We start from the raw sequence: 23246 nt of genomic DNA on the forward strand, positions 1-23246 counted from the left end.
TGAGGATAGAATTATGGCTTATAGTGATAAAGTAATCGACCACGTAGAAAACCCACGTAACGTTGGTGTTTTAGACAAAAATGATCCGTCAGTGGCAACGGGTATGGTTGGCGCACCAGCATGTGGTGACGTAATGAAATTGCAAATTAAAGTATCGTCTGAAGGCGTTATTGAAGATGCAAAATTTAAAACATACGGTTGTGGCAGTGCAATTGCTTCATCATCGCTTGTAACAGAGTGGGTGAAAGGCAAAACACTAGACGAAGCATCAACTATTAAAAACACTGATATCAGTGCAGAGCTTGAATTACCACCAGTGAAAATTCACTGTTCAATTTTAGCTGAAGATGCAATTCAAGCAGCAATTGCTGATTACAAAAGCAAACAAGCGAAGTAAGAGAAATTCATGGCAGTGACATTGACAGATGCGGCAGCAAACCGCGTACAATCATTTTTAGCAAACCGCGGTAAAGGTTTAGGCCTGCGCGTTGGCATTAAAACGACGGGCTGTTCAGGTCTTGCTTATGTACTCGAGTTTGTTGATGAGCTTAACGAAGACGATGAAACCTTTAAAGCTAAAGGCGTTACCTTAATTGTTGACGCTAAAAGCTTGGTTTACATCGACGGCACTGAGCTTGACTACACCAAAGAAGGCTTAAATGAAGGGTTTAAATTTAATAACCCTAACCAAGCCGACGAGTGTGGTTGTGGCGAAAGCTTTACTGTTTAAGCTCAGCTACCTTTGTAGTATTTTTAAGCCCTGCCAGTAATTGTAGGGCTTTGTTATTTGTGAAATTTGTATTTCTAAATTTTATTGGTTGAAGCTATGCGTTACTTTGAGTTATTTGCAATACCAGTTGATTACAACATTGACTTGGCAACAATAAATAAGCATTACCTAGAGCTGCAGCGCGCAGTGCATCCCGATCGCCACGCTAATGCGAGCAGCCGTGATAAGTTAATGGCCGTACAAAGTACCGCTGAAATTAACGATGCGCTACAAACGCTAAAACACCCAGTAAAACGAGCAGAATATATGCTCAGCGAACTAGGTGTCGATATTCGAGCTGAGCAACAAACACTGCAAGATCCAATGTTCTTAATGCAGCAAATGGAACTGCGTGAGGAGCTTGAAGAGCTCGCTTCAGCAAGTAACCCTGAGGCCGCTATCGCCAATTTTGAATCACAAATAAAGCAATTAAAAATCCAATACAGTAATGAACTTGCCGAGCAACTTGCAAGTAACGACGAGGCGCAATATCAACAAGCTGCTGACAACATTCGCAAATTAAAGTTTGTATATAAATTAGAAGACGAACTTGAGCGCATTGAAGACAGTTTATTTGACGATTAATTACTTGCTGTAAAGCGAGCAACACGAGTTTAAAGAGCATTATGGCATTATTGCAAATTGCTGAGCCGGGGCAGAGCGCGGCACCACATGAACACAAATTAGCAATAGGTATTGACCTAGGTACCACTAATTCATTGGTTGCAACGGTACAAAGTGGCGAAGCCCGCACATTAACAGATGACCTTGGTGCAGCCATGTTGCCATCGGTTGTGCGTTACCAAGCTGGGGGCATCACGGTAGGCGCCGATGCTGCACAAGCTGCAACACAAGACCCAGCCAATACCCTTATTTCAGTTAAGCGTTTTTTAGGTAAAACCCAAGCTGAAATAGAGCAAAGCTACGGCCAATTACCGTACCAGTTTTGTGAAGATAACGGCTCGCTTGCCATTCAAACCGATGCCGGAAAAATCAGCCCTGTTAAAGCCTCTAGCCATATTTTAGCGGCTCTAAAAGCGCGTGCAGAGCAAAGCTTTGGTAATCAAGACATTTTAGGAGCAGTAATTACTGTGCCTGCGTACTTTGATGACGCACAGCGCCAAAGCACTAAAGATGCTGCCGAACTTGCTGGCATTAACGTATTACGTTTATTAAACGAGCCAACCGCTGCGGCAGTCGCTTACGGGTTAGACTCGGGCCAAGAAGGTATCATTGCTGTTTACGATTTAGGCGGCGGCACTTTTGATATTTCTATACTTCGCTTACACCAAGGTGTGTTTGAAGTAATGGCAACTGGCGGTGATTCAAGCTTAGGTGGCGATGATTTCGATTCGCTATTAGTTGATTACTTTAAGCAGCAAACCGGTATTTCGGCATTATCGCCTTCTGTGCTTCGCTTATTTATTAATAAAGCAAAAGCCTGTAAAGAAGCGCTAAGCCAGTATGCAAAAGTAAATGTAGTGCTTGAATTTGACGAGCAAAAACACACCGTAGAAGTGACACGCGAAACCTTTGACGAGCTGGCTATGCCACTTGTTAAAAAAACACTTCGTTCGTGTCGTCGTGCAGTTAAAGATGCTGGCATCGAAAACGAAGAAGTGCTGCAAGTTGTAATGGTAGGTGGTTCAACTCGCATGCCACTGGTTCGCAGCCAAGTTGAAGGCTTTTTTGAAAAAGAGCCGCTAACTTCAATCGACCCGGATCGTGTTGTTGCACTAGGTGCTGCATTACAAGCTGATGTATTAGTAGGTAACAAGCCCGATTCTGACATGCTATTACTTGATGTATTGCCACTGTCACTTGGCCTTGAAACGATGGGTGGGTTAGTTGAAAAAATAATTCCTCGTAATACCACTATTCCTGTTGCTCGTGCACAAGAATTTACTACCTTTAAAGACGGCCAAACGGCAATGTCTTTACATGTGCTACAAGGTGAGCGCGAACTGGTTGATGATTGCCGCTCGCTGGCTAAATTTAGCTTAAAAGGCATACCGGCTATGGCAGCAGGCGCTGCACATATTCGAGTTACCTTTAAAGTGGATGCCGATGGCTTGTTAAGTGTATCAGCAATGGAAAAATCAACGGGTGTGCAAGCTGAAATCCAAGTTAAACCATCGTTTGGCTTATCTGATGACCAAGTAGCTAACATGCTCAAAGAGTCAATGAGCAACGCTAAAGATGACATGCAAGCACGTATGCTTAAAGAGCAACAAGTAGAGGCGCTACGTGTTATAGAAGCACTAGAGGCGTCACTTGCTAGCGACGGTGACTTGCTCGACGATATTCAACTTGCTAATTTAAAAGCTGAAATAAGCGAGCTTGCTAAAGTGCGCGAAACCGCGCAGCAGCCAGGTGAAATTAAAGCCGCAATTGAAAAAGTAGATAACGCTAGCAGCGATTTTGCCTCGCGCAGAATGGATGCATCAATTAAAAAGGCCCTTACAGGGCAGTCAGTAGACAACGTTTAAAGAGGTTAGAATGCCACAAATTATTTTTCTTCCCCATCCGGAATTATGTCCTGACGGTGCAGCACTTGAAGCGCCTGCGGGCGAAACAGTCCTTGATGTGGCCCTTAAAAACGGCATTAGCATTCCACACGCATGTGAAAAATCGTGTGCATGTACTACATGCCATTTAGTGATCCGCGAAGGCTTTGACTCACTAGATGAAAGCGATGAGCTAGAAGACGACATGCTGGATAAAGCATGGGGCTTAGAGTCAGAATCTCGCTTAGGATGCCAAGCAGTTATTAGAGATGAAGACTTAGTAGTTGAAATACCTAAGTACAATCTCAATATCGTTAATGAAGAGCACTAGTTTTTAATTAACGAGAATTTTTTAAAAGCCGCTGTTTTTTACAGCGGCTTTTTTGTTTAAGAGATTGTATAAGCACGTAGCAGCGACTTTATGTCGCGTTTTTAAAATAGGCCTAGATCTAAAATGATCACGTTTTACAGGTCGAATTACAGTCAAGGAATTATCGCTTTTGGCTAAACCCGCTGCTATGCGTTTTACCTAACCCATAAAACTATTTCGGAGGTCTATTTTGAGTAATCTAATTTTTTGTGACTCGTTTATTAATGGTGAATTTTATAAAACCAATAAACGTTTTAGCGTTGACGACCCCGCGACCGAAAAAAGTATTGTTGAAGTAAGTGATATAGACGAGCAGGGCGTTAATAGCGCAATAAAGGCAGCGCAAGGTGCGTTTGTTAAGTTAAAATCAACCAATGCCACTGAGCGAAGTAATACGCTAATGCGTTGGTATGAGCTGGTAATAAAACACAAGCAAACGCTTGCTGAGCTAATGACCAAAGAGCAAGGTAAACCGCTTAAAGAGTCGTTAGGTGAAATAGACTATGGCGCTGGGTTTATAAGATGGTTTGCAGAAGAAGCTAAACGCAGTTACGGCGATGTGATCCCCCCAACCGACGATACACATAGATTAACGAGCTTTAAACAACCTGTAGGCGTTGTGGCTGGCATTACTCCTTGGAACTTTCCGGTTGCTATGGTGACACGTAAAGTGGCACCAGCATACGCTGCAGGCTGTAGCTTTGTGCTAAAACCTTCTGAATATACACCTTTATGTGCTTTGGCATTGGCATACCTTGCCGATCAAGCTGGGTTTGTAAAAGGGGCTTTTAACGTACTGATTTCGCAAGACGCAAAAACAGTCGGACAAATACTTACAGACTCAGAAGTGATACGCAAATTTACTTTTACAGGTTCAACAGGCGTAGGCAAGCAGTTACTTTCTCAGTGTGCGGGTACGATTAAACGTACCTCCATGGAACTTGGCGGAAACGCCCCCTTTATTATTTTTGATAACGCCGATATAGACGAAGCAATCGACGGCCTCATGGCGGCTAAGTTTAGAAACAGTGGCCAAGCATGTGTAGCCGCAAACCGCATTTTTATTCAGCGCAGTATTTTAGATGAAGTGCTTAGTAAAATTACGCCTAAAGTAGCCGCATTAAAAGTAGCCAACGGGTTTGAAGAGGACGTAGACATTGGCCCTCTTATTTACCCAAAAGCGAAAGAAAAAGTGCAGCAGCTTGTGCAAGATGCACTTGATAAAGGCGCAGACCTAATAGGGGATAACAATGACTTAGGCGGCAGCTTTCAAAACCCGCTTATTGTTACTAACGTAACGACCGAAATGGATATATACCACGAAGAAGTATTTGGCCCGGTATTAACGGTTATTCCTTTTGATGAAGAAAGCGAAGTACTTGCCCTTGCTAACGATGTTCCATATGGCTTAGCGGCTTATTTTTACAGTCAAAATATCAAGCAGATTTATCGTATTAGCGAAGGGCTTGAGTTTGGCATGGTTGGTGTTAACGAAGGGGTTATATCTAACCCTGTGGCACCGTTTGGTGGAGTTAAGCAATCAGGCTTAGGCCGAGAAGGCGGCCATCAAGGGCTTGATGAATACCTTGAAGAAAAGTACGTGTGTATCAAAGTTTAAAAACGATGACACCAGAAACCATGAAAAATTGGTTACCCAGCACGGTTTAGGTTACTAATACCAATTTGCTTAATTAAGTGATCTATAACTACAGGTTACCTTTTTATTGCTAGATATAGGCCTTAGTGCTACATTTACGGCATAATTTTTGTTTAAAAGTAATCAAAAATAAAAAGAATTTCTACTTGTAGAAATAACCCGTGTGTAAATGCCACCGCAAGGTGGCATTTTTTATAGCTTGACTAAGTGAAGCCGGCTTATTTTATAGGTGAATAGCCCTGTAGGGTGGTTAAATCAACAAAGTCTAATTGCTCTGCAATTGCGTACTCATTTATGTAGTGCTTATACACTTCACTCTCTACAAATACCGCGAATATATCGGCGTCTAAATGGTTGTTCTCTACCATTTTTCCTAAAATAGCTAAACACTCACTCACAGGCTTTGCTTTTTTATAAGGCCTATCTACTGCTGATAAGGCTTCAAAAATGTCTGCAATGGCCATTAGCCTTGCCGGAATCGACATTTGCTCTTTAGTTAATCCTTGCGGGTAGCCTGTACCATCTAGTTTTTCGTGGTGGCCCAATGCATATTCAGACACATTACTTAAATGTTTAGGGAATGGCAGTGTGTCTAAAATATTTTTAGTCACATCCATATGGCGCTTCATAACGTCGCGCTCGCCGAGCGTTAGTGTGCCCCTACGTATTTGTAAATTCTCTACTTCATCTGCGTTTAGTAACGGGGTATCTTTGCCGTTTATAGTTAAATGATAGTGAGATGCTATGCGGTCAATATTCGCAACATCTTCATCTGATAAAAACTCGCCACCCACATTAACTCTTTGCAAAAACGCGCGATCTAAAGAAAGTTGTTTTAATTCGGTATCGAGTAAGCGCTCAAATTGTAAAACCTCAATTGGCCTATTGAGCTTCATTGCAGAGATAATTTGTTTTTGATAGCTTATTTCTAAATCACGTTTAATAACTTCAAATTTAGCTTCAATGTGTTCAATACGATCAAAAATAGTTTCTAACTTGGTCGACTTTTCCATGATGTGATCGGGGGTCGCTATTTTGCCGCAATCATGAAGCCAGCCTGCTATATCTAGCTCATGGCGGTCTGCATCACTCATTAAAAAGTTAGCCAAGGGACCACGGTCAATTTTATGCACAGCATCAGCAAGCATTAAAGTAAGCGCAGGAACTCGCTTACAGTGTCCGCCGGTATGAGGGGACTTTTCGTCGATGGCCATAGCAATGGTTTCTACAAATTTAGAAAATAGCTCTTCCATTCCCTTAATAAGGGTAGAGTTTGTCAGTGATATAGCGCCTAACGATGCAAATGATCGTATCAATGTGACAAGTTCGTCACTATAAGTGATTATATTGTCGTGTTGATCTTTTACGTTGATCAGTTGGATCACACCAATAATATCATCAGTATGATCTTTTAGCGGAATCGTTAACATAGACTGAGTACGATACCCCGTACGCGCATCCATATTGCGCGCAGCGCTCATATCAAAGGGCAGGGCCGCGTATACATCCGGTATGTTAATAATCTCACCAGAGTTAACCGCATGAGCGACAATAGCTGTTTCGTTCTCTTTTCCATCTATAAACAAATCTATATTAGGAAAGTCAACGGGCTTCCCTGAAGCTCCCCCTAAATAGAGGTCTAAAGATTTATTAATAACCGTTTCAAACTTTAGCTGCTTGTCATCTGTAATAGAGTAAATAGTCCCTGCGTCAGAGTTAGAAATAGACAGAACAACTTGTAGAATTTCTTCAAGAAGTTTACTCGCATCCTTTTCTGTTGTTAGCCTAATACTAATATCAATAAAGTGATGTAGATTTGTTCTATCTTTAATGTACTCAGACATATTATTACTACTTTGTTTTGTGAATAAAGGCGCCATTCCAATCCTGTGCTAAAGTTTGCAAATCGGTATTTTTAATTCGGTTAATAAAAATGTGGTAAACGTGATCACTCAATAAGGCAGTTTCACTTAGCTCTTCAAATAACGATAGAGCCAGTTGCCAATTTTTATTATTGTAATGCTGCATAGCAGTGAACGACTTTTTAATTTCAAATAGCTGGCTTTCGCTTATATCAGCTATAAAGTTGACAGGTTCATATAGCTCAGTTGCATTTACTTTACCCACTACCTGTACTTTATCAATTAAGCGAAATGCAATATGTGGACAAGCAAGCATTGTCTCTTCTGTAACCAGAATAGCTACCCCGTAAAATTTGGTCAAGCTTTCTACTCTTGAGCCTAAATTAACTGCATCTCCAAGTACTGTATAGGCTTTTCTGTACACCGAGCCCATATCGCCAACATTCATTTCGCCAGTGCTTATACCCACACCAATGCTAATGGGAGGAAGCTGTTGCTCAGCAAATGCTTTATTAAGGCTTGTAAGGCCTGCTACCATGGCCATTGCTGCTTCAACACCGTGTTTTGCGTGGTCGCTATCTTCAAGTGGGGCATTCCAAAAGGCCATAATCATATCGCCTACGTATTTGTCTATAGTGCCGCTGTGATCAAAAATAACTTTTGTAGTCGCCGATAAGTACTGATTTAAATAATCACTTAATTGATTTGCGCTCATTCCTTCCGACAGCGCAGTAAAACTTCTTATATCAGCAAATAATACGGTCATATTTCGTTTTATACTTTGCTGAGTAAGCTGTTTACGTTGGCGAATTAACTGCTCAATATGATCAGGCGGTACATACTGATTAAACATCGATTTAATTTTTCGGCTGTGCTTCATTTCTGCTATAGAGCCAATAAAAACAAAGTAGGCTGCTAATAGGGAAATAAGTAACAGAGGCATAAATAGCGGCAGACTAATTTTTTGTACTAACCATAAATAAAAATTAAGCAATATAACCAGCCCAGCCACACTCACTGAAAGTGTGACAATAAAGCGGGCGCTTTTACGAAAGCTTAAAAACGATAAGCAACAGCCCACAAAGGTAATTATTAATAATGTTGCCCCTAAAGCCCATGTGGGTTGAGAAGGTAAAATTTCTGGATGGAGTAGCCCTTCAAAAATATTGGCATGCACTTCTACCCCAGGGTATTGTAAACCCACTGGTGTTGCTCTCAAATCAGCTAAACCAATTGCGGATGTACCAATAAATGCTACGCTGCCTTCTAATTGCTGCTCGGTAACTTTTTTGGTTAATACATCTGTGGCAGAGTAATATTGAAAACTTTTAGCACGGCCTTTATACGGGATAAAAATTTGGCCGTACTCATCTGTTTGAATCCAATGCTCATGAAATTTAACCCCTTCAAAGAAGGTCAGGTCGCCTTGGGCACTCGCGCGTGTTTCAATACTGTTCGCTAAGGTATATAAACGTGCTGCCTCAAGTGCCAAAGAAGGGTAGAGCTTATCACCGACTCTATTAACCAGTGCCGCTTTACGGATAAATCCGTCGTTTTCGCTGTGAGCATTGATAAATCCGTTGCCCGTAGCACTATTTTGCAGCATAGGTATATTAACAGTAGCGCCTAAAAACTGGGTTACTTGGGAGTTACTTTGCTCGCTCTTTGGCCATAGTATGCTTGTTTCTGGCAACGGGTTACGCTGTTTGTAGGTATCGTTGTTTAATAAAAAACCCAATACGGTATCGTTACTATTGAGTGCTTTAGCAAAGGTGGTATCAGCATCTACCTGATGTTTAATATCATTTAACGCTACTTTGTATGCACTTAATAAATCAGGGGCTCTAGATTGAATTTGGTTAACAGGGTTTGTTTCCGGTTCAGAAAAAAATATATCAAATGCAATAACTACAACACCGGCCTTTGTGAGTTTATTTACCAGGTCTGCCATTTTTGCCCGGCTCCACGGGAAACGCCCTTGCTCTTGCATCGTTTTCTCATCTATGTCGATAATAACAACGGTTTCGTCGAGCTGACGGGGAGTATCGGGTAAAGTTAGCAATAGCCTAGAGTCGTAAATAATACCTTCGACCCTATTGAGCAGCTTGGCTAATGCGCCACTTGAGAATAATTCTACAGCAGCTATAAGCAGCGTAATGGCTAAGCCTACAAATAGGTGGCGGTAAATTTTAGGAATATAAACGCGAGAAATAACTATTAATCCTTACTTGGCGTAAACTCAAACGTTCGGCCTTCTCTGGCACATTCAATATTAATATGCTCGCCATAATTTGCTTGTAAATGTGTTTCTATTGCGAGTAGCTCGTCATCGGTTCGTGCTGGGTCGTGGCTTATAATCGCTAAATTTTTAATACACGATTGCATTGCTAATTCAGCTACTTGCTTAAATGTACTATGCCCCCAACCGTGCTTAAGCGTGAGCTCTTCGGTAGTAAACTGTGCATCATGAATTAATAAGTCTGCACCTTTAATAAACTCAGCCCACTGGGTAACTGTGGTTTTAACAACACCGGGTGGGGCCAATTCGTTATCTGTTATATAAGCAATTTTTTTGCCTTCAGCATGCACACAATACGCTGTGCCGCCGCCTGGGTGATTTAACGGCGCGGTAAATACGTTAAAACTATTTAGAGTAAAGTTTTTTTGAGAAGCAAGCTGAGTGTTTAATGTAATGTTTGCAGGTAAGTGTTGGTAGCTAACCGGAAAAAAAGAGCCAGACATTTGCATTAAAATCGCATTTTTAGTTTGCTCGTCTTCAACATCACCTACAACAATGGTTATATCACGATCGGCTTGGTAAATAGGCTTAAAAAAAGGAAAGCCTTGAATATGATCCCAATGATTATGCGTTAATAAAATTGCAATGGGGGTCGTGTGCTCTATGAGCTTTTCACCTAACTGTGCAATGCCCGTTCCTGAGTCGAGTATCAGGCTTTTGCCATTCGTTTGCTCAACATACACACATGAGGTGTTACCACCAAATTGGTGCGTATGTTCACCCGGAGATGGCATTGAGCCTCTTACGCCATAAAATTTAACTTTCATAATTTAGGGCTTAACTCCATCAGGGTAAAAGTTAAACTTAGATAAACTGACATTATTAGAGGCATTATCAAAGCATGTACTGCTAAGTACCACTTGGGTATCTGTTTGTAAAAGCATTGATGTAAACTGATGTGTGCCATCGCATTGATTAGCCTGATAATAACCAAGCGTATTTTCTCCAAATAAGGTGTCGATAGTACCATTAGCTGATATGCGGGCAATCACCCCTTTAGAATCACTCATGCCTGATAAAATTATATTACCTGTAGTATCAATCGCCGCATCGGTAACTTTAGTATCAGAACTTAATGCTAATTGATATTGCCCCACACCACTAGTGGCAAAGCTTGTATCTTCGCTACCATCTGGTTGTAACTTGATGATCACCGCTTGGTTTGGCGTAGTGCCTTCATTAGCAACTAAATAGAGATTTGCCGCGCTATCGGCGAGTATTTTTGCTGCTCTATTACTAATATCTGTCGAAGAGCGGCTATCTGTATAGCTAAATAGCGCGTTAGCATCATCGTCTATTTTCAACATTATTAATTGCGAGTCACTGCCAGATACTTGCTTGCCTGCAATATATATATCTTTATTTGCATCTATATAGAGTGTTTCAAAAAACTCATCTACGCTGCCGTAGTAAGCACCGCTTGTAGCAAAGCTATTTTCTAAATTACCATCGCTTTTTAACATCGTTGCAAACGATCTTGTTACGCTTAAAGCATTAGTCGAAGAGCCTACAGCAACAATATAGCCGCTGCTATCTACTGCAACATCTGCAAAGTTAATATTGATATTTAATATATCTACAGTGGTATAAATACCTTCGCTGGCAAAGCTTTCATCTAGGTAACCGTCCTGGTCTACTTTTGCTATAAAGCCTTCTTCGTTTAAACCGTTTATGAGTGTACCCGCAATAATGATGCTGCCATCGCTAAGCTCTTTTAAAGTAATGGTTTTAAACGCAACATTGATATTTAAGGCTTTACTACCATCAAGGCTAAAGCTGGTATCAATAATGCCTGCACTGCTATAGCGAGTGAGCACTAGCTTATTATTAGTATTAAGTTGTGCAATAGAGGCACTTAAAAACTTATTGGCTTGCACGCCGTTTTGTAGCTGCAATACATTCATCGATAAGTCGTCTGAGCTAACACTTAAGTCATTTATACTTGTATAGCCATTTATTGCAAAGTCGGTGTTTAAATTTGCATCACTCGTTATTGACGTTACAAAAGGCTCATTAGATGAATCGTTAAATCTGCCTGATAGCCACAGAGTGTCATTTTCATCAATAGTTGATGCATTAGCAGATTGATGACTGATAACGTTAGAGACGATGTTTATGCCTGCATTGCCGTAGCTAGTGTCAAGCGCGCCATCAGATATAGATACTCGCGCCGAAAATAGTTGCTCGTTTTGAGTATCATCAGAGGCTTCCACACCAGTAGTACCTGAGAGGATTATTTGATTACTCATAGGGGCGTATTGCACACCCGTTATTTGTGCGCCGCCATTAGCAGAACCAGAATCTCCATCAATATTGTATACGGCGATTCCTTCATCCCCTATATTCTCATCAATATTGCCATTGTTATCAATTGAGATCATTACAGCCTCTTTCTCACCTGAAGAGCGAGTAATATACCCACTTACAAAGGCATTAAAGTTAGCTGCGTCTACTCCGCCAACAGCAAGTAGCTCATCGTCACCTTCTTCGTCCGATAAATCTAATATAAGCGCATCGCCAGAGTTAAAACTTCCGTTATTGTTGCCATCAGGAATAAGGTATCTGATGGTTGCATCTAAATCACCTTCTTCACCTATGCTGCTTCCCACTACAAGTAAATTAGAGTTACCAAAGTTTTTAATAGCGTGCGATTCATCATCCAGGTTTTGGCCACTTACATCTACTATACCTGGGCTGCCTGATTCATAAGCGAGGGTCGATACATCAAATTTAAGGAATAAACTGTCTTTGTCTGAACCATTTACCGAGTAGCCAACGCCTTGTATTTTATTGTCGGTGAACTCAAGGTCGTTTATTACAGATTCACTAGCCAGTGTTGTACATTTAGTACCGCTGTTAGCGTCGCCAGAGTTAGTACTTATAACGCCTGCAGCACTCATTTTTAATAAACATGCTTCAGTTTCTGAGCCATTAAAGCTTGAATAACCTATAAATAACTCGCCATTACCAGAGATAATAGCCGTGCCTGTTTCATCTTCACCAAAATCTATCGTTTTAAAGCCGCTGCTATTAAATGCAGTGTTTAAATCGCCCGTATTGGTATAAGAAACAACAACGATATCTGTATCTGTGTTGTTATTGTAACCTACAAAATAAAGGTTAGTGTTTAGCTCAATGCTATCGTTAAATTCACCGTTTGAAAAAACGCTCGAAAGATCTAACTGTTCGCTAATCGCTCGTCCAAATGTATCATCTTCTACAGGAATTAATGGGTCTTCTTCATCCGTAATATTCACATTAATGGTTATTGTAGTGGTTTCATTTGGAGAGCCATTATCGGTAATATCAATATTAACTGTGTGCTGTGTAGCTGTTTCAAAATTAAAGGCACTGTTGCCATTTACGGTTAACAACCCGCTATTGCTATCAATATTAAATAATGAGGTTTCGCCACCGCTTAGGCTAAATGTAAGGGTGTCATTTTCAATATCAGACGCTGTTATAGTACCAATTGTTTCTCCATCAGTGGCATTTTCACCAATAGCAAAAGTTTGGTTTACTGCCGTTGGAGCATCGTTAATTGCTACAATTGTAATAGTTAAATTACCTTGCACCTCATCAGTACCATCACTTAACGTGTAGGTGAGTGTTGCTGTACTTTCGTTGTTTAAGGCGGGGGTATATTTAATTTCATTATTTTCAACGCTCGCTGTACCAATATCTGCTGTAACGGCTGTTATAGCTAAGGTATCGGTTGCATCTGCATCGGTGTCGTTGCTTATAACGTCAATGGTTGTTTCGGGAGCATCTTCATTGATAGTTGCTGTATCAGGTTGCGCTACAGGCGCATCATTTACAGGGGTTACATTAATGGTTAATGTTCCCGCAGCAGTGTCTGTACCATCGCTTAGGATATAATTTACGATTACTTGGCCATTAAAGTTAGCTTCTGGCGTGTAAACAACGTTAGCACCAGAGCTAGAAATGGCGCCAACATCAGCATTTACCGAAGTAATAGAAAGAGTATCGTTTTCTATATCTGTATCGTTGCTCAGCACATTTATATTTGTTGCTGCGGCATCTTCTAAAATAGTGGCAGTATCAGGGTTTGCAACAGGTGCATCGTTCACTGGGGTTACCGTAATAGTTAACACGCCATTGGCTGTATCAGTGCCATCAGTTAGGGTGTAATTTATAGTAGCTTGACCGCTAAAGTTTGCATCTGGGGTATAAATTACATCACCTGCAGAGCTTGTCACCGTGCCCGATGTGGCAGTTACAGCACTAATAGAAAGTGTATCGTTTTCTTCATCCGTATCGTTGCTCAATACATTTATACTAGTTGCTGCGGCATCTTCTAAAATAGTGGCAGTATCTGGGTTGGCAACTGGCGCATCGTTCACTGGGGTAACCATAATAGTTAACACGCCATTGGCTGTATCAGTGCCATCACTTAGGGTGTAATTTATAGTAGCTTGACCGCTAAAGTTTGCCTCTGGAGTATAAATTACATCACCTGCAGAGCTTGTTACTGTGCCCGATGTGGCAGTTACAGCACTAATAGAAAGTGTATCGTTTTCTACATCAGTGTCGTTGCCCAACACATTAATATTTGTTGCTGCGGCATCTTCTAAAATAGTAGCTGTATCAGGGTTTGCAATTGGCGCATCGTTCACTGGGGTAACCGTAATAGTTAACACGCCATTGGCTGTATCAGTGCCATCAGTTAGGGTGTAATTTATAGTGGCTTGACCATTAAAGTTTGCATCTGGAGTATAAATTACATCACTTGCAGAGCTTGTCACTGTGCCCGATGTGGCAGTTACAGCACTAATAGAAAGTGTATCGTTTTCTACATCAGTGTCGTTGCCCAACACATTAATATTTGTTGCTGCGGCATCTTCTAAAATAGTGGCAGTATCTGGGTTTGCTACCGGCGCATCGTTTACTGAATTAATTGTTATATTAAGTGTTGCTGATGTAGCCGCCTCGCCATCACTAACTGTATAGGTAACAACTGCAGTGCCGTTATAATCAGCTTGCGGTGTATATTGTATTTGATTAGCCACAATGGTTGCGCTTCCTGAGTCAGCAGAAACCGTGGTAATAGTGAGTGAGTCGCCCTCAGTGTCAGTATCATTAGCCACTACATTTACAGTAGTCGAGCTGTCTTCATTTATTGCGGCTATATCAGGGTTGGCAACTGGCGCATCGTTCACAGGTGTAACCGTAATATTAAGTACCCCAGAGGCTGTATCGGAGCCATCACTTAGGGTGTAATTTATAACTGCTTGGCCATTAAAATCGGCTTCTGGAGTATAAGCAAGGTTGCTACCGGCTACCGAAACGCTACCAGTATTGGTACTTGCATCGCTTATCGTGAGCGAGTCATTTTCAGGGTCTGTGTCGTTACTTAATACATTAATGTTTGTTGTTACGGCATCTTCTAAAATGGTGGCAGAATCAGGGTTTGCAATTGGGGCATCGTTAACGGGCGTTACTGTTATTGTTAGTACGCCCATAGCCGTATCAGTACCATCACTTAGGGTATAATTTACCGTTACTTGGCCATTAAAGTTGGCCTCAGACGTGAAGATTACATCATTACCTTTACTTGTAACTGCACCAGATGTGGTCGTTAGCGCACTAATAGAAAGAGCATCGTTTTCTTCATCGGTATCGTTGCCAAGTACGTTAATATTTGTTGCTGCAGCATCTTCTAGAATAGTCGCTGAGTCGGGATTAGCAACAGGTGCATCGTTAACTGCTGTTACCGCTACCGTAAGCACACCTGCGGCGGTAGTCGTGCCGTCAGTAAGTGTGTAATTTACAACGGCTTGGCCGTTAAAGTTTGCCTCAGGTGTGTAAACTAGGTTACTGCCAGACACCGATACTGAGCCGGTGCTTGCACTTGCTGTGCTAATAGCAAGGGGGTCGTTGTCTACATCTGTGTCGTTAGCTATTACGTTAATACTCGTTGGCGCAGCATCTTCTAAAATAGTTGCGGTATCAGGGTTTGCTACCGGCGTATCATTAACAGAGGTGATTGTTACTGTAAGTATCCCCGAAGCACTTTGCGTACCATCGGTTATTGTATAGCTGACTGTTGCAGTGCCATTATCGTTTTCTGCGGGAGTGTATTGAATTTGAGAATTTACAATTGAGACACTGCCAATATCACTGCTAGCAGAGCTAAGAGTTAAGGTATCACCATCTATGTCTGTGTCGTTACTTAATACATTTATTAAGGTAGCAGTAGCGTCTTCTGTAATGGTAATGCTATCGGCATTTGCTATGGGTGCATCATTAACTGGCGAAATGGTTACTTGTAAATTAGCCGTTGCTTCTGCGCCGTTATTATCGGATACACTGTACGATACAATTGCCACGCCATGAGTGTTAGGTGCAGAGCTATACTGAATTTTATTATCAACAATGCTGGCTGAGCCAAATTCGGTGCCAACACTTGTTATAGTTAAATTATCACTGTCTATATCAGTGTCGTTGGCAAGCACATCAACTAAAATTGGCGATCCATCTTCTTGCATTGCGGCGCTATCAGCCACCGCAATGGGGGCATCGTTAACAGGTATAATAATGAGGGTGGCTATTGCGCTACTTTGAGCTGGCGTGCCATCTGCAATGCCATCAGAAATCGTATAGTTTAGAGTTACTTCACCAAAGTAATTGGGCTCAGGTGTATACTCAATTCTATTGTTTACAATGCGTGCACTGCCGATTGTATTTGTAACATTAGTAAGGGTAAGTGTATCGCCGTTGGCATCGGTATCGTTTTCTAATACGTTTAACAAAGTAGCAGGGCTGTCTTCTAATAACGTATATTCATCATCATTAGCTTCAGCAGGGGAGTTAGACCCTGTTTTACTTAATATAACTTGTGCTGTGGATGTTAGCCCTTGTTCATTTGAAACTGAATAAGTAAAACTATCAACATCTAATGCATCTGAATCGGGTTGATAGGAAAATGACCCATCAACGTTAAGTGCCAAAGTACCGCTTTGTACGTTAACTACGGGAGTGGTGTTAACGGTGAGATTACCTGGCTCTATGTTTACATCGTTTTTAAGTAAGCCATTTTCAGCTGAAATAACCAGTGTTTGATTATATTGAAATTGGTATTCATCATTTTGAGCATTAGGGGTATCAGGCATGCTATTTATTGTGAGTGTTGCCGTTGCAGTGGCAGTGGCACCGAAAGTGTCGATCACTTGGTATTGAAATTCATCGATACCGTAGTAGTTAGCATCAGGAATATATGAAAAACTACCATCGGTAGCTAATTGCAATTGCCCATGGGCAGGTGAAACAATATAAGTATCATCAATGATGAAAGTATCATTATTAGGGTCTGTGTCGTTAGCAAGTAAACCCTGGCTTGCATCAACTACAAGTGTGGTATCTTCATCTACACTATAGCTATCGTTTGCAGCAGTAGGCGGGCTATTTTGATCCAGTGCATTAATTGTAACACTTGCAATAGCCTCAGCACCTTGAGCATCAAAAATACGGTACTGAAAACTATCAGTGCCTTGCATATTTGCACTACCTACATATTCAAAGCTGCCATCAGCAACAAGTGTGAGAGTACCTTTACTTGGTAGGCTAACAGGCGTTGTATCTAGAGTGAGCAGATCTTGGTCTATATCGCTGTCGTTATTTAATAAGCCGGGCGCGCCAACTAATAACGTTCCGTCAGCACTTATATTGTACGTGTTATTAAGGGCTATGGGGGCATCGTTTACAGCATTAATCGTTATTTCTACAATACCGGTATCTGTCATCCCAAGTTCATTAATTACTTGGTAACTAAATGCATCAATGCCGTTAAAGTTAGCTCGTGGCGTATAAGTAAAATCACCGCTTTCGCTGAGTGAAATACTGCCATGCTGAGGGGTAACTAAAGGGGTTGTGTTTATATATAGCTCCCCTTGGTACTCATCAGTGTCGTTAGTTAAAACGTTGCCTTGTAAGGCTTGATCTTCATTAACTAAAAATTGATCGTTAACCGCTTTTGGCGCAAAGTTTAGCTCTCCTCCTTGCGGTGCTACGTTAATTAACTCAGCAAAGCCACTTTCACCACTGCCATCTACACCAGTTATTAAAACTTGATAGCTTTTATCAGCTAATAGGTTGTCTACACTAAAACTAGAGCCTGATACGCTTAAAAACTGCTGGCCATTTTCTAGCGTATTTATATTGCTGGTGGTAATGCCAGCTTCGGTTGCTAAGTAAATATTGTAGCGGTTTAAGTTTTCGTTTTCTTGCCACGCTAAATTAATCGTTTGACCGTCTCGCTGTGCAGTTGTGCCTTCTATTTGGTAGGGTTGCCAATTAGCCGTCACTGCGTCTGCAAGTACCTGGTTGTTAAGGCTATCGGTGATCCATATCTCTAAACGCAGATCACCAGGATCAACGCCATAAAAGTAAGGGCTCAACCCTATAACCGACTGCTCAAAATCTGTTCCACATGCTTGTGTGCAAAGTGCTAGGCTTTTATTTACACTCGGCAGTACTAAATTTACTGCGCTAATGCCATCGGGATCTGATACGCTAAGTAAAAAAGTGATATTGCCTTGTATAACTTCATTAGTTTGCGAAAGAGTTATTGTAGCTTGAGAGTTTGCAACTGTTGTGCCTACAACCCCTCTGCTAGAGGCCACAGCACCCGACACCTGTGTTTTAGTAACAACAGACTCACCCGTTATACCTGTAAGGTTTATCGGTGTAGCAGAAGGGGTGGGTGTAACTTGTTCTACAGGTAGCTGTTCTAAGTCTTCTTGAGCTGTCTCATCGGAGCCTCCACACGCACTAAGCAAAAAAACCATTGAACCGAGCAAAAAGAGGTTCTTTGCTGTCATTCTACATACTCCAATAAAAAGCTTTATATTCAAATTACTTAACCTGAATACTAGTTAAGAAAATTATTACCCACAGTGCAGGTTACTTAAGGTTCTAATCTAAAGTCGCCACTGGCATTTACAGCAGGGTTATTAATTTCACTAAGGCTAAAATCACCCGTGATGGTATCTATGTCATTTAAAAACACAGCATCAATTTGGCCAGTTGCTTTATTGTTGTTATGAGAAGCAAATGTAACGGCTAAATCTAGTTTGGTTAAATCAATTAAGCCGCTGTAAGCTGCGTACCAGTTGCCGCCAGCATCATTAAAGCTAATTTCTCCATCGGGAACTGTGCCGTTATCAAAATCTACCGACATAGACATAGAAAAATCACTGACTTCTCCTAGGCTCGACGACACATCAAAGCTGGTTGCTTGGTAATTAAAAACACCTTGGCGCTGCGCGATTTGGTCTATTAAGGTTGCATCATTTACCGCCTGAAATTGCTGCTGAGCATAAACATCAGTTATTGATATATCGGCATCTGTCGTTTTCTCTGAAGTATTGTTTTGTACTATTGATTGCTGCTCTGTTGGTTGCTCAGCACTTGTGTCATCACTAATAGTCGCTATGGTTTGGGTAAAAACAGCAGGTGCCTGAGTTGTTTTAATCACGCGCCCTAATGAAGTAACCTGCGCAAAAGAAAAAGGCTCATTACTACCAAGGGATACAACGCTTTGATCTTCTAGTGTTAAATCTATTGCGCCATCCCAAACAGCTACATACATATCACCATCTATAAGCTGTAGTTCAAAATGGGTACCGCGAATACCAATTGATCCAACCGGTGTTTTAACACTGTACGCGCCCCCATTTTTTTTAATAACACCCGAAATAGAGCGCAGCCCGCCTTTTATTAGCTCAATAGAGGCAGAGCCTTGCTGTGTCGTTGTATTAAACTCATAGTTAGCAATATTTAGCTCAGAGTTTTCTTTTAATGCTATTAAGCCGCCATCAGACATTGAAAATTGCGCTTTGCTTTTTTCGCCAGTCGTTATTTTATCAACGCCATATACCGTGTCGCGTCGCTTAAGTGTTCGTTGTTGGGCGGATTCGGCATCTGTAGCAAGTACAGCGCCTCGGGCTAAAATAGTTTTTCCTGCAACAGTTGTGCTCGCTTGAGAATAAAAACTCACACAAAGTAAGGTGGTTAATACCGGAATTAAATGTTTCATAAGTACCTTAATTAGAATGAGTAACTTGCGCTTATATTGGTATCAAAGCGATCGTATTCGAACAAAGAAATATCACTGGTTTTGTCTTGGTAGTTCAATGCTAATTGCAACGCTAAACTTTTATTAACTAAATAGCGTAACGAGCTAGAAAGTATCAATAGGTTATCGCTTCGCTCTTGAAGAAATAGCGGGTGCTCATCCTGATATTCAATCCATTGATACCCCGTTTGTGCAGAGACTTGCCATTGTTGGCTAAATAATGCATTTATTTGGTAATAAATTCCGCTAATACTTCTTGCATTAAACTCACCTTCGTCAATGTTAGCGCTTTCATTTTTAAAGTTTGCGCTAACGCTTTGGTACCATTTTTGAGACAGGTAACTTGCACCTATATTAAGAGTGTAAAAGGAGTTATCTAGTTTCTCATCAAATGTATTATTCAAAAGGCCAATTGATAGCGCTCCAAATACACTTAATTGTTTATTAAATTGGTAACTAGCTCCACTTGTTAATGATGTCTCGGTTCTGTATAGCTCGCCATCTAACAGTAAAGGCGTAATACCAGCTTGCAAATACCACAGGGTGTTATCATTTAACTTTTGTTGGTATCGACCTGATATATTGGTATTAATACGGTCATATTCAGATAGCTCATTAAATTTGTACCAATCGGTATTTACACCTAAAGCAAAAGAGCTTCGCTGATCAATGGGGTGAAAGTACCGCCCTTTATAATTTAGCTTTATATAATTATCGTCAGTGCTTTTACTTTCTGGTGATAGTAAAAACTCACCCAAATTAGGGATTAAAATTGTATCCTCAGAGGTGCCTGCATTAACGTTACCATCTACACCATATGCAAGCTCAATGATCTGATCATATGTACGCTCTGTTAAGCGCTGCTTGTGCTGTGATGTTGCTAATAAAGAACGAGCCGATTTTTTTACACCCTCTGGTGAAGTATCAGTATTAATTAATAAAGTCGCTTGAGCGTTAGCTGCAGGTAAATTATTGGCAGCAATATAAGATTTTACCAAATATAAACGTGCTTCATACCACTGTGGTTTTGCTTCTATTACTCGCTCAAAAGCAAATACCGCCGGAGCAGAAAGACCAGAATTTAGTGCTGAAACCCCAAGCAAGTAGTCAAAATCAGGTTCGCCCAAATATATATAGTGTTTTTGACTGCTTTTGTATGCTTCATCAAATTGCTTTTGCGAAATTAAATATTGCAGTTCACCAAGTAGCTTTACATAGGAAATATTATTTTGAGCTTTTGCATTCAAACTAGCAAAAGAAAGGTAACCAAGTAATAAAATAAAAATAGCGTGTTTGATCATGCTCGTTAGAATATCCCAAGAAGAAGTGGTGGTTTGCTAATACTAAATGCTATTAGACGTTAATAAGGTAGCACTTTCTGTTTATATGTAAAGTATATTGGTGCATTATTGTGCGATTGTAAACAGCAAACTAATTTAGTATCTGATCAAGTAAGGTATTAGGTAAAGTAGGATAGATGAGTAAATTTAAATTGAAAAACGAACGGGGGATAAAACAGGAACAAAAGGAAAAGAATGGGGCGATTGACGGGGCTTGAACCCGCGACAACCGGAATCACAATCCGGGGCTCTACCAACTGAGCTACAACCGCCACTACACACCTCGTTTGGTGTGGCGCGCATAATACATAATATTATAAATGTTGTGAAGCCTAAAATTAAAAAAAATCAAAAAAAATAAATATTTCATAAAATTGCCTACTATCAGTAAAGGTTCATAAAGAGTGTGTAGCGTAATAGCGCTGACAATAAAAACTATTTTGTAGTGATAATTTACTATTTAATGAGAATAAAATGTAAATTAATGTATACTCACTTGCGAGAAATTGCTTAATAAAAACTATTTGGAGTTACTATGGATTCAATACTTACTTGGCTAAACGAAAACTCAGGCCTAATTTTACACTACGGTATTCAAGCAGTTATTGCGCTTGTTATCTTTTTACTTGGTAGCCGTATTGCCAAGTTTTGTGCAGGTTTAACAGAAAAAACATTCGATAAAAAGAAAGTTGATAAAGCTGTTGGCTCATTTGTATCGAGTATAGTTTATGCCATCGTATTTGCTGCCACTATTTTAATGGCACTTTCGCAAATCGGTATAGAAACAACCTCGTTTATTGCTATTTTAGGTGCGGCTGGCCTAGCTGTTGGTTTAGCGCTGCAAGGTTCGCTGTCTAACTTTGCATCTGGCGTACTTATTATATTACTTCGTCCATTTAAATCTGGTGAGTTTGTTGAAGCAGGCGGTAAAATGGGCACAGTTAAAAAAATTGAAATATTCTCTACAGAGCTTCGCACTCCAGATAATAAAGTAATTATCGTACCAAATTCACAAATTATGTCTGGTGCTATTACTAACTTCTCGCGTGAGTCTACTCGCCGTATCGATTTAGTAATTGGTGTAGGTTACGATGCTGATTTACGTAAAACAAAAGAAGTATTACAGTCAGTACTTGACGCAGAGACTCGTTTACTTAAAGATCCAGCATACACTGTTGCAGTTTCTGAACTTGCAGACTCAAGCGTAAACTTTATTGTGCGTCCTTGGGTAAACTCTGGTGATTACTGGCCAACGTACTGGGCATTATTAGAGAACATTAAAATTGCATTAGATGATGCAGACATTACAATCCCATTTCCACAAATGGATGTACATTTACACAAGCAAGACTAATACAAATCCGCAATAATACTTAATCATTTTGCGGGGTTAAACGTGTCGCTATCTGCGTTAAAAAATTCTCATTTAGAACAACTGAATAGCGAATTTTTTGCCTGGCTATCAACACGTTTTTCCAGCCTCAAAATAGATTACTTAATTAAGCGAATTAGTATAATTTTTAGGATTAAATAGGTTATTTTTAATGAAATTAAAGCTTTTAACACTGTTAGTTGCAGCATCTGCTGCAACTAACGCATTCGCTGAAGACGCAGAGAAAAAAACGTGGGAAGTAACAAGCGAGCTAGGTGCTATTGTCACTAGTGGTAACACTGAAACTACAACGTTAAAAGGCGGTTTAAAGGTATTACATCACCTAGAAAACTGGAATAACGAGTACAAAATCGACGGCATCTATAAAGAAGATGAAGTAGAGGATGACAACGGCGATAAAGACAAACAGCGTACGAACGAAAAGTACTCTGCATCTGCGCAAGGTAATTACAAATTAAATGAAAAGAATTCTCATTTATTCATTTATGGTTCACACGTTTCAGACTACTTTGGCGCGTATAGAACTGAATCTGTAATTTCTGCTGGTTACGGCTTACGTTTAATTGACCAACCAGATATGTGGTTAAATGCAGAGTTTGGTCCGGGTTACAAATTTTTTGAATACTCAGACGACAGCACGCAAGTTGATGATGACGGTAACCTACTTGCAGGCGAAAGCGACAGTGAAGTAATTGCTTTAGGTAAACTTGATTACAACTGGCAGATTTCAGACAGTGCACGTTTTACTCAACTTGTATCAGTTGAGTACGGTGATTCAAACACCAAAACGCGTTCAGAAACTGCATTGCTAGCAAAAATAAATGGCTCGCTGCAAATGAAAGTCGCTTTTAATGTTACCAACAACTCAGATGTTGCTGATGACGAAGAAAGCACAGATACAGAGACGTCATTAACGTTAGTTTACAGTTTTTAACCAAAAACCGTATTTAATG

14 protein-coding genes and 1 tRNA gene are annotated in these 23246 nt (G+C 40.5%); 8 read left to right on the forward strand and 7 right to left on the reverse strand.

All coding sequences use genetic code 11. From position 1 onward, the window contains the following. Positions 1-13: 13 nt before the first annotated feature. The 6 genes from iscU to PSH41_RS08825 all read left to right on the forward strand — a co-directional run bounded on the left by iscU (position 14) and on the right by PSH41_RS08825 (position 5264). Complete coding sequence (iscU, locus tag PSH41_RS08800) at positions 14-397, forward strand: Fe-S cluster assembly scaffold IscU (RefSeq protein WP_004585772.1); 384 nt, start codon at positions 14-16, stop codon at positions 395-397. 9 nt (positions 398-406) lie between these two features. Continuing rightward, on the forward strand, positions 407-730 hold the full coding sequence (gene iscA, locus PSH41_RS08805) for an iron-sulfur cluster assembly protein IscA (RefSeq protein ID WP_004585773.1): 324 nt from the start codon (positions 407-409) through the stop codon (positions 728-730). Positions 731-826: 96 nt separating this feature from the next. Continuing rightward, positions 827-1354: a co-chaperone HscB gene (gene hscB, locus PSH41_RS08810; RefSeq protein WP_004585774.1), complete on the forward strand. Its 528-nt coding sequence runs from the start codon at positions 827-829 to the stop codon at positions 1352-1354. A 41-nt stretch (positions 1355-1395) separates the two neighbouring features. Further along, complete coding sequence (gene hscA / locus PSH41_RS08815) at positions 1396-3258, forward strand: Fe-S protein assembly chaperone HscA (protein ID WP_273588835.1); 1863 nt, start codon at positions 1396-1398, stop codon at positions 3256-3258. A gap of 10 nt (positions 3259-3268) precedes the next feature. Continuing rightward, positions 3269-3607, forward strand: coding sequence for an ISC system 2Fe-2S type ferredoxin (fdx, locus tag PSH41_RS08820; protein ID WP_004585776.1), 339 nt, complete (start codon positions 3269-3271; stop codon positions 3605-3607). 229 nt (positions 3608-3836) lie between these two features. Continuing rightward, positions 3837-5264: an NAD-dependent succinate-semialdehyde dehydrogenase gene (locus tag PSH41_RS08825; RefSeq protein WP_273588836.1), complete on the forward strand. Its 1428-nt coding sequence runs from the start codon at positions 3837-3839 to the stop codon at positions 5262-5264. A gap of 257 nt (positions 5265-5521) precedes the next feature. Here PSH41_RS08825 and PSH41_RS08830 read toward each other — a convergent pair whose 3' ends face one another. The 7 genes from PSH41_RS08830 to PSH41_RS08860 all read right to left on the reverse strand — a co-directional run bounded on the left by PSH41_RS08830 (position 5522) and on the right by PSH41_RS08860 (position 21172). Beyond that, positions 5522-7183 (reverse strand): HD family phosphohydrolase, encoded by a 1662-nt coding sequence (locus PSH41_RS08830; RefSeq protein ID WP_273588837.1) that lies wholly within the window; start codon positions 7181-7183, stop codon positions 5522-5524. Further along, positions 7155-9377 carry a CHASE2 domain-containing protein gene (locus PSH41_RS08835; RefSeq protein ID WP_443197747.1) on the reverse strand — a complete coding sequence of 741 codons (2223 nt, stop codon included), beginning with the start codon at positions 9375-9377 and terminating at the stop codon, positions 7155-7157. The genes PSH41_RS08830 and PSH41_RS08835 overlap by 29 nt, the downstream gene beginning before the upstream one ends. A gap of 5 nt (positions 9378-9382) precedes the next feature. Beyond that, positions 9383-10231, reverse strand: coding sequence for an MBL fold metallo-hydrolase (locus PSH41_RS08840; RefSeq protein ID WP_128581582.1), 849 nt, complete (start codon positions 10229-10231; stop codon positions 9383-9385). 3 nt (positions 10232-10234) lie between these two features. Next, the gene (locus PSH41_RS08845; protein ID WP_273588838.1) at positions 10235-18304 is read right to left on the reverse strand and encodes an Ig-like domain-containing protein; all 8070 of its coding nucleotides are present in this window, start codon (positions 18302-18304) and stop codon (positions 10235-10237) included. Positions 18305-18390: 86 nt separating this feature from the next. Continuing rightward, a complete protein-coding gene (locus PSH41_RS08850) occupies positions 18391-19521 on the reverse strand; it encodes a FecR family protein (protein WP_064386190.1) in 1131 nt (376 codons plus the stop codon). 11 nt (positions 19522-19532) lie between these two features. Continuing rightward, complete coding sequence (locus tag PSH41_RS08855) at positions 19533-20861, reverse strand: hypothetical protein (RefSeq protein WP_273588839.1); 1329 nt, start codon at positions 20859-20861, stop codon at positions 19533-19535. Between the two features lie 235 nt (positions 20862-21096). Further along, positions 21097-21172 (reverse strand) — tRNA-His (locus PSH41_RS08860). A gap of 263 nt (positions 21173-21435) precedes the next feature. Between PSH41_RS08860 and PSH41_RS08865 the strand changes: the two genes are divergently transcribed. Together PSH41_RS08865 and PSH41_RS08870 are read left to right on the forward strand one after the other, a co-directional pair. Next, on the forward strand, positions 21436-22254 hold the full coding sequence (locus tag PSH41_RS08865; protein ID WP_024032471.1) for a mechanosensitive ion channel family protein: 819 nt from the start codon (positions 21436-21438) through the stop codon (positions 22252-22254). Positions 22255-22444: 190 nt separating this feature from the next. Further along, positions 22445-23227 carry a DUF481 domain-containing protein gene (locus PSH41_RS08870; protein WP_029773724.1) on the forward strand — a complete coding sequence of 261 codons (783 nt, stop codon included), beginning with the start codon at positions 22445-22447 and terminating at the stop codon, positions 23225-23227. Positions 23228-23246 lie beyond the last annotated feature (19 nt).

Origin of the sequence: Pseudoalteromonas sp. CST2 (assembly GCF_028599385.1) — a bacterium.
Taxonomy (GTDB): domain Bacteria; phylum Pseudomonadota; class Gammaproteobacteria; order Enterobacterales; family Alteromonadaceae; genus Pseudoalteromonas; species Pseudoalteromonas atlantica.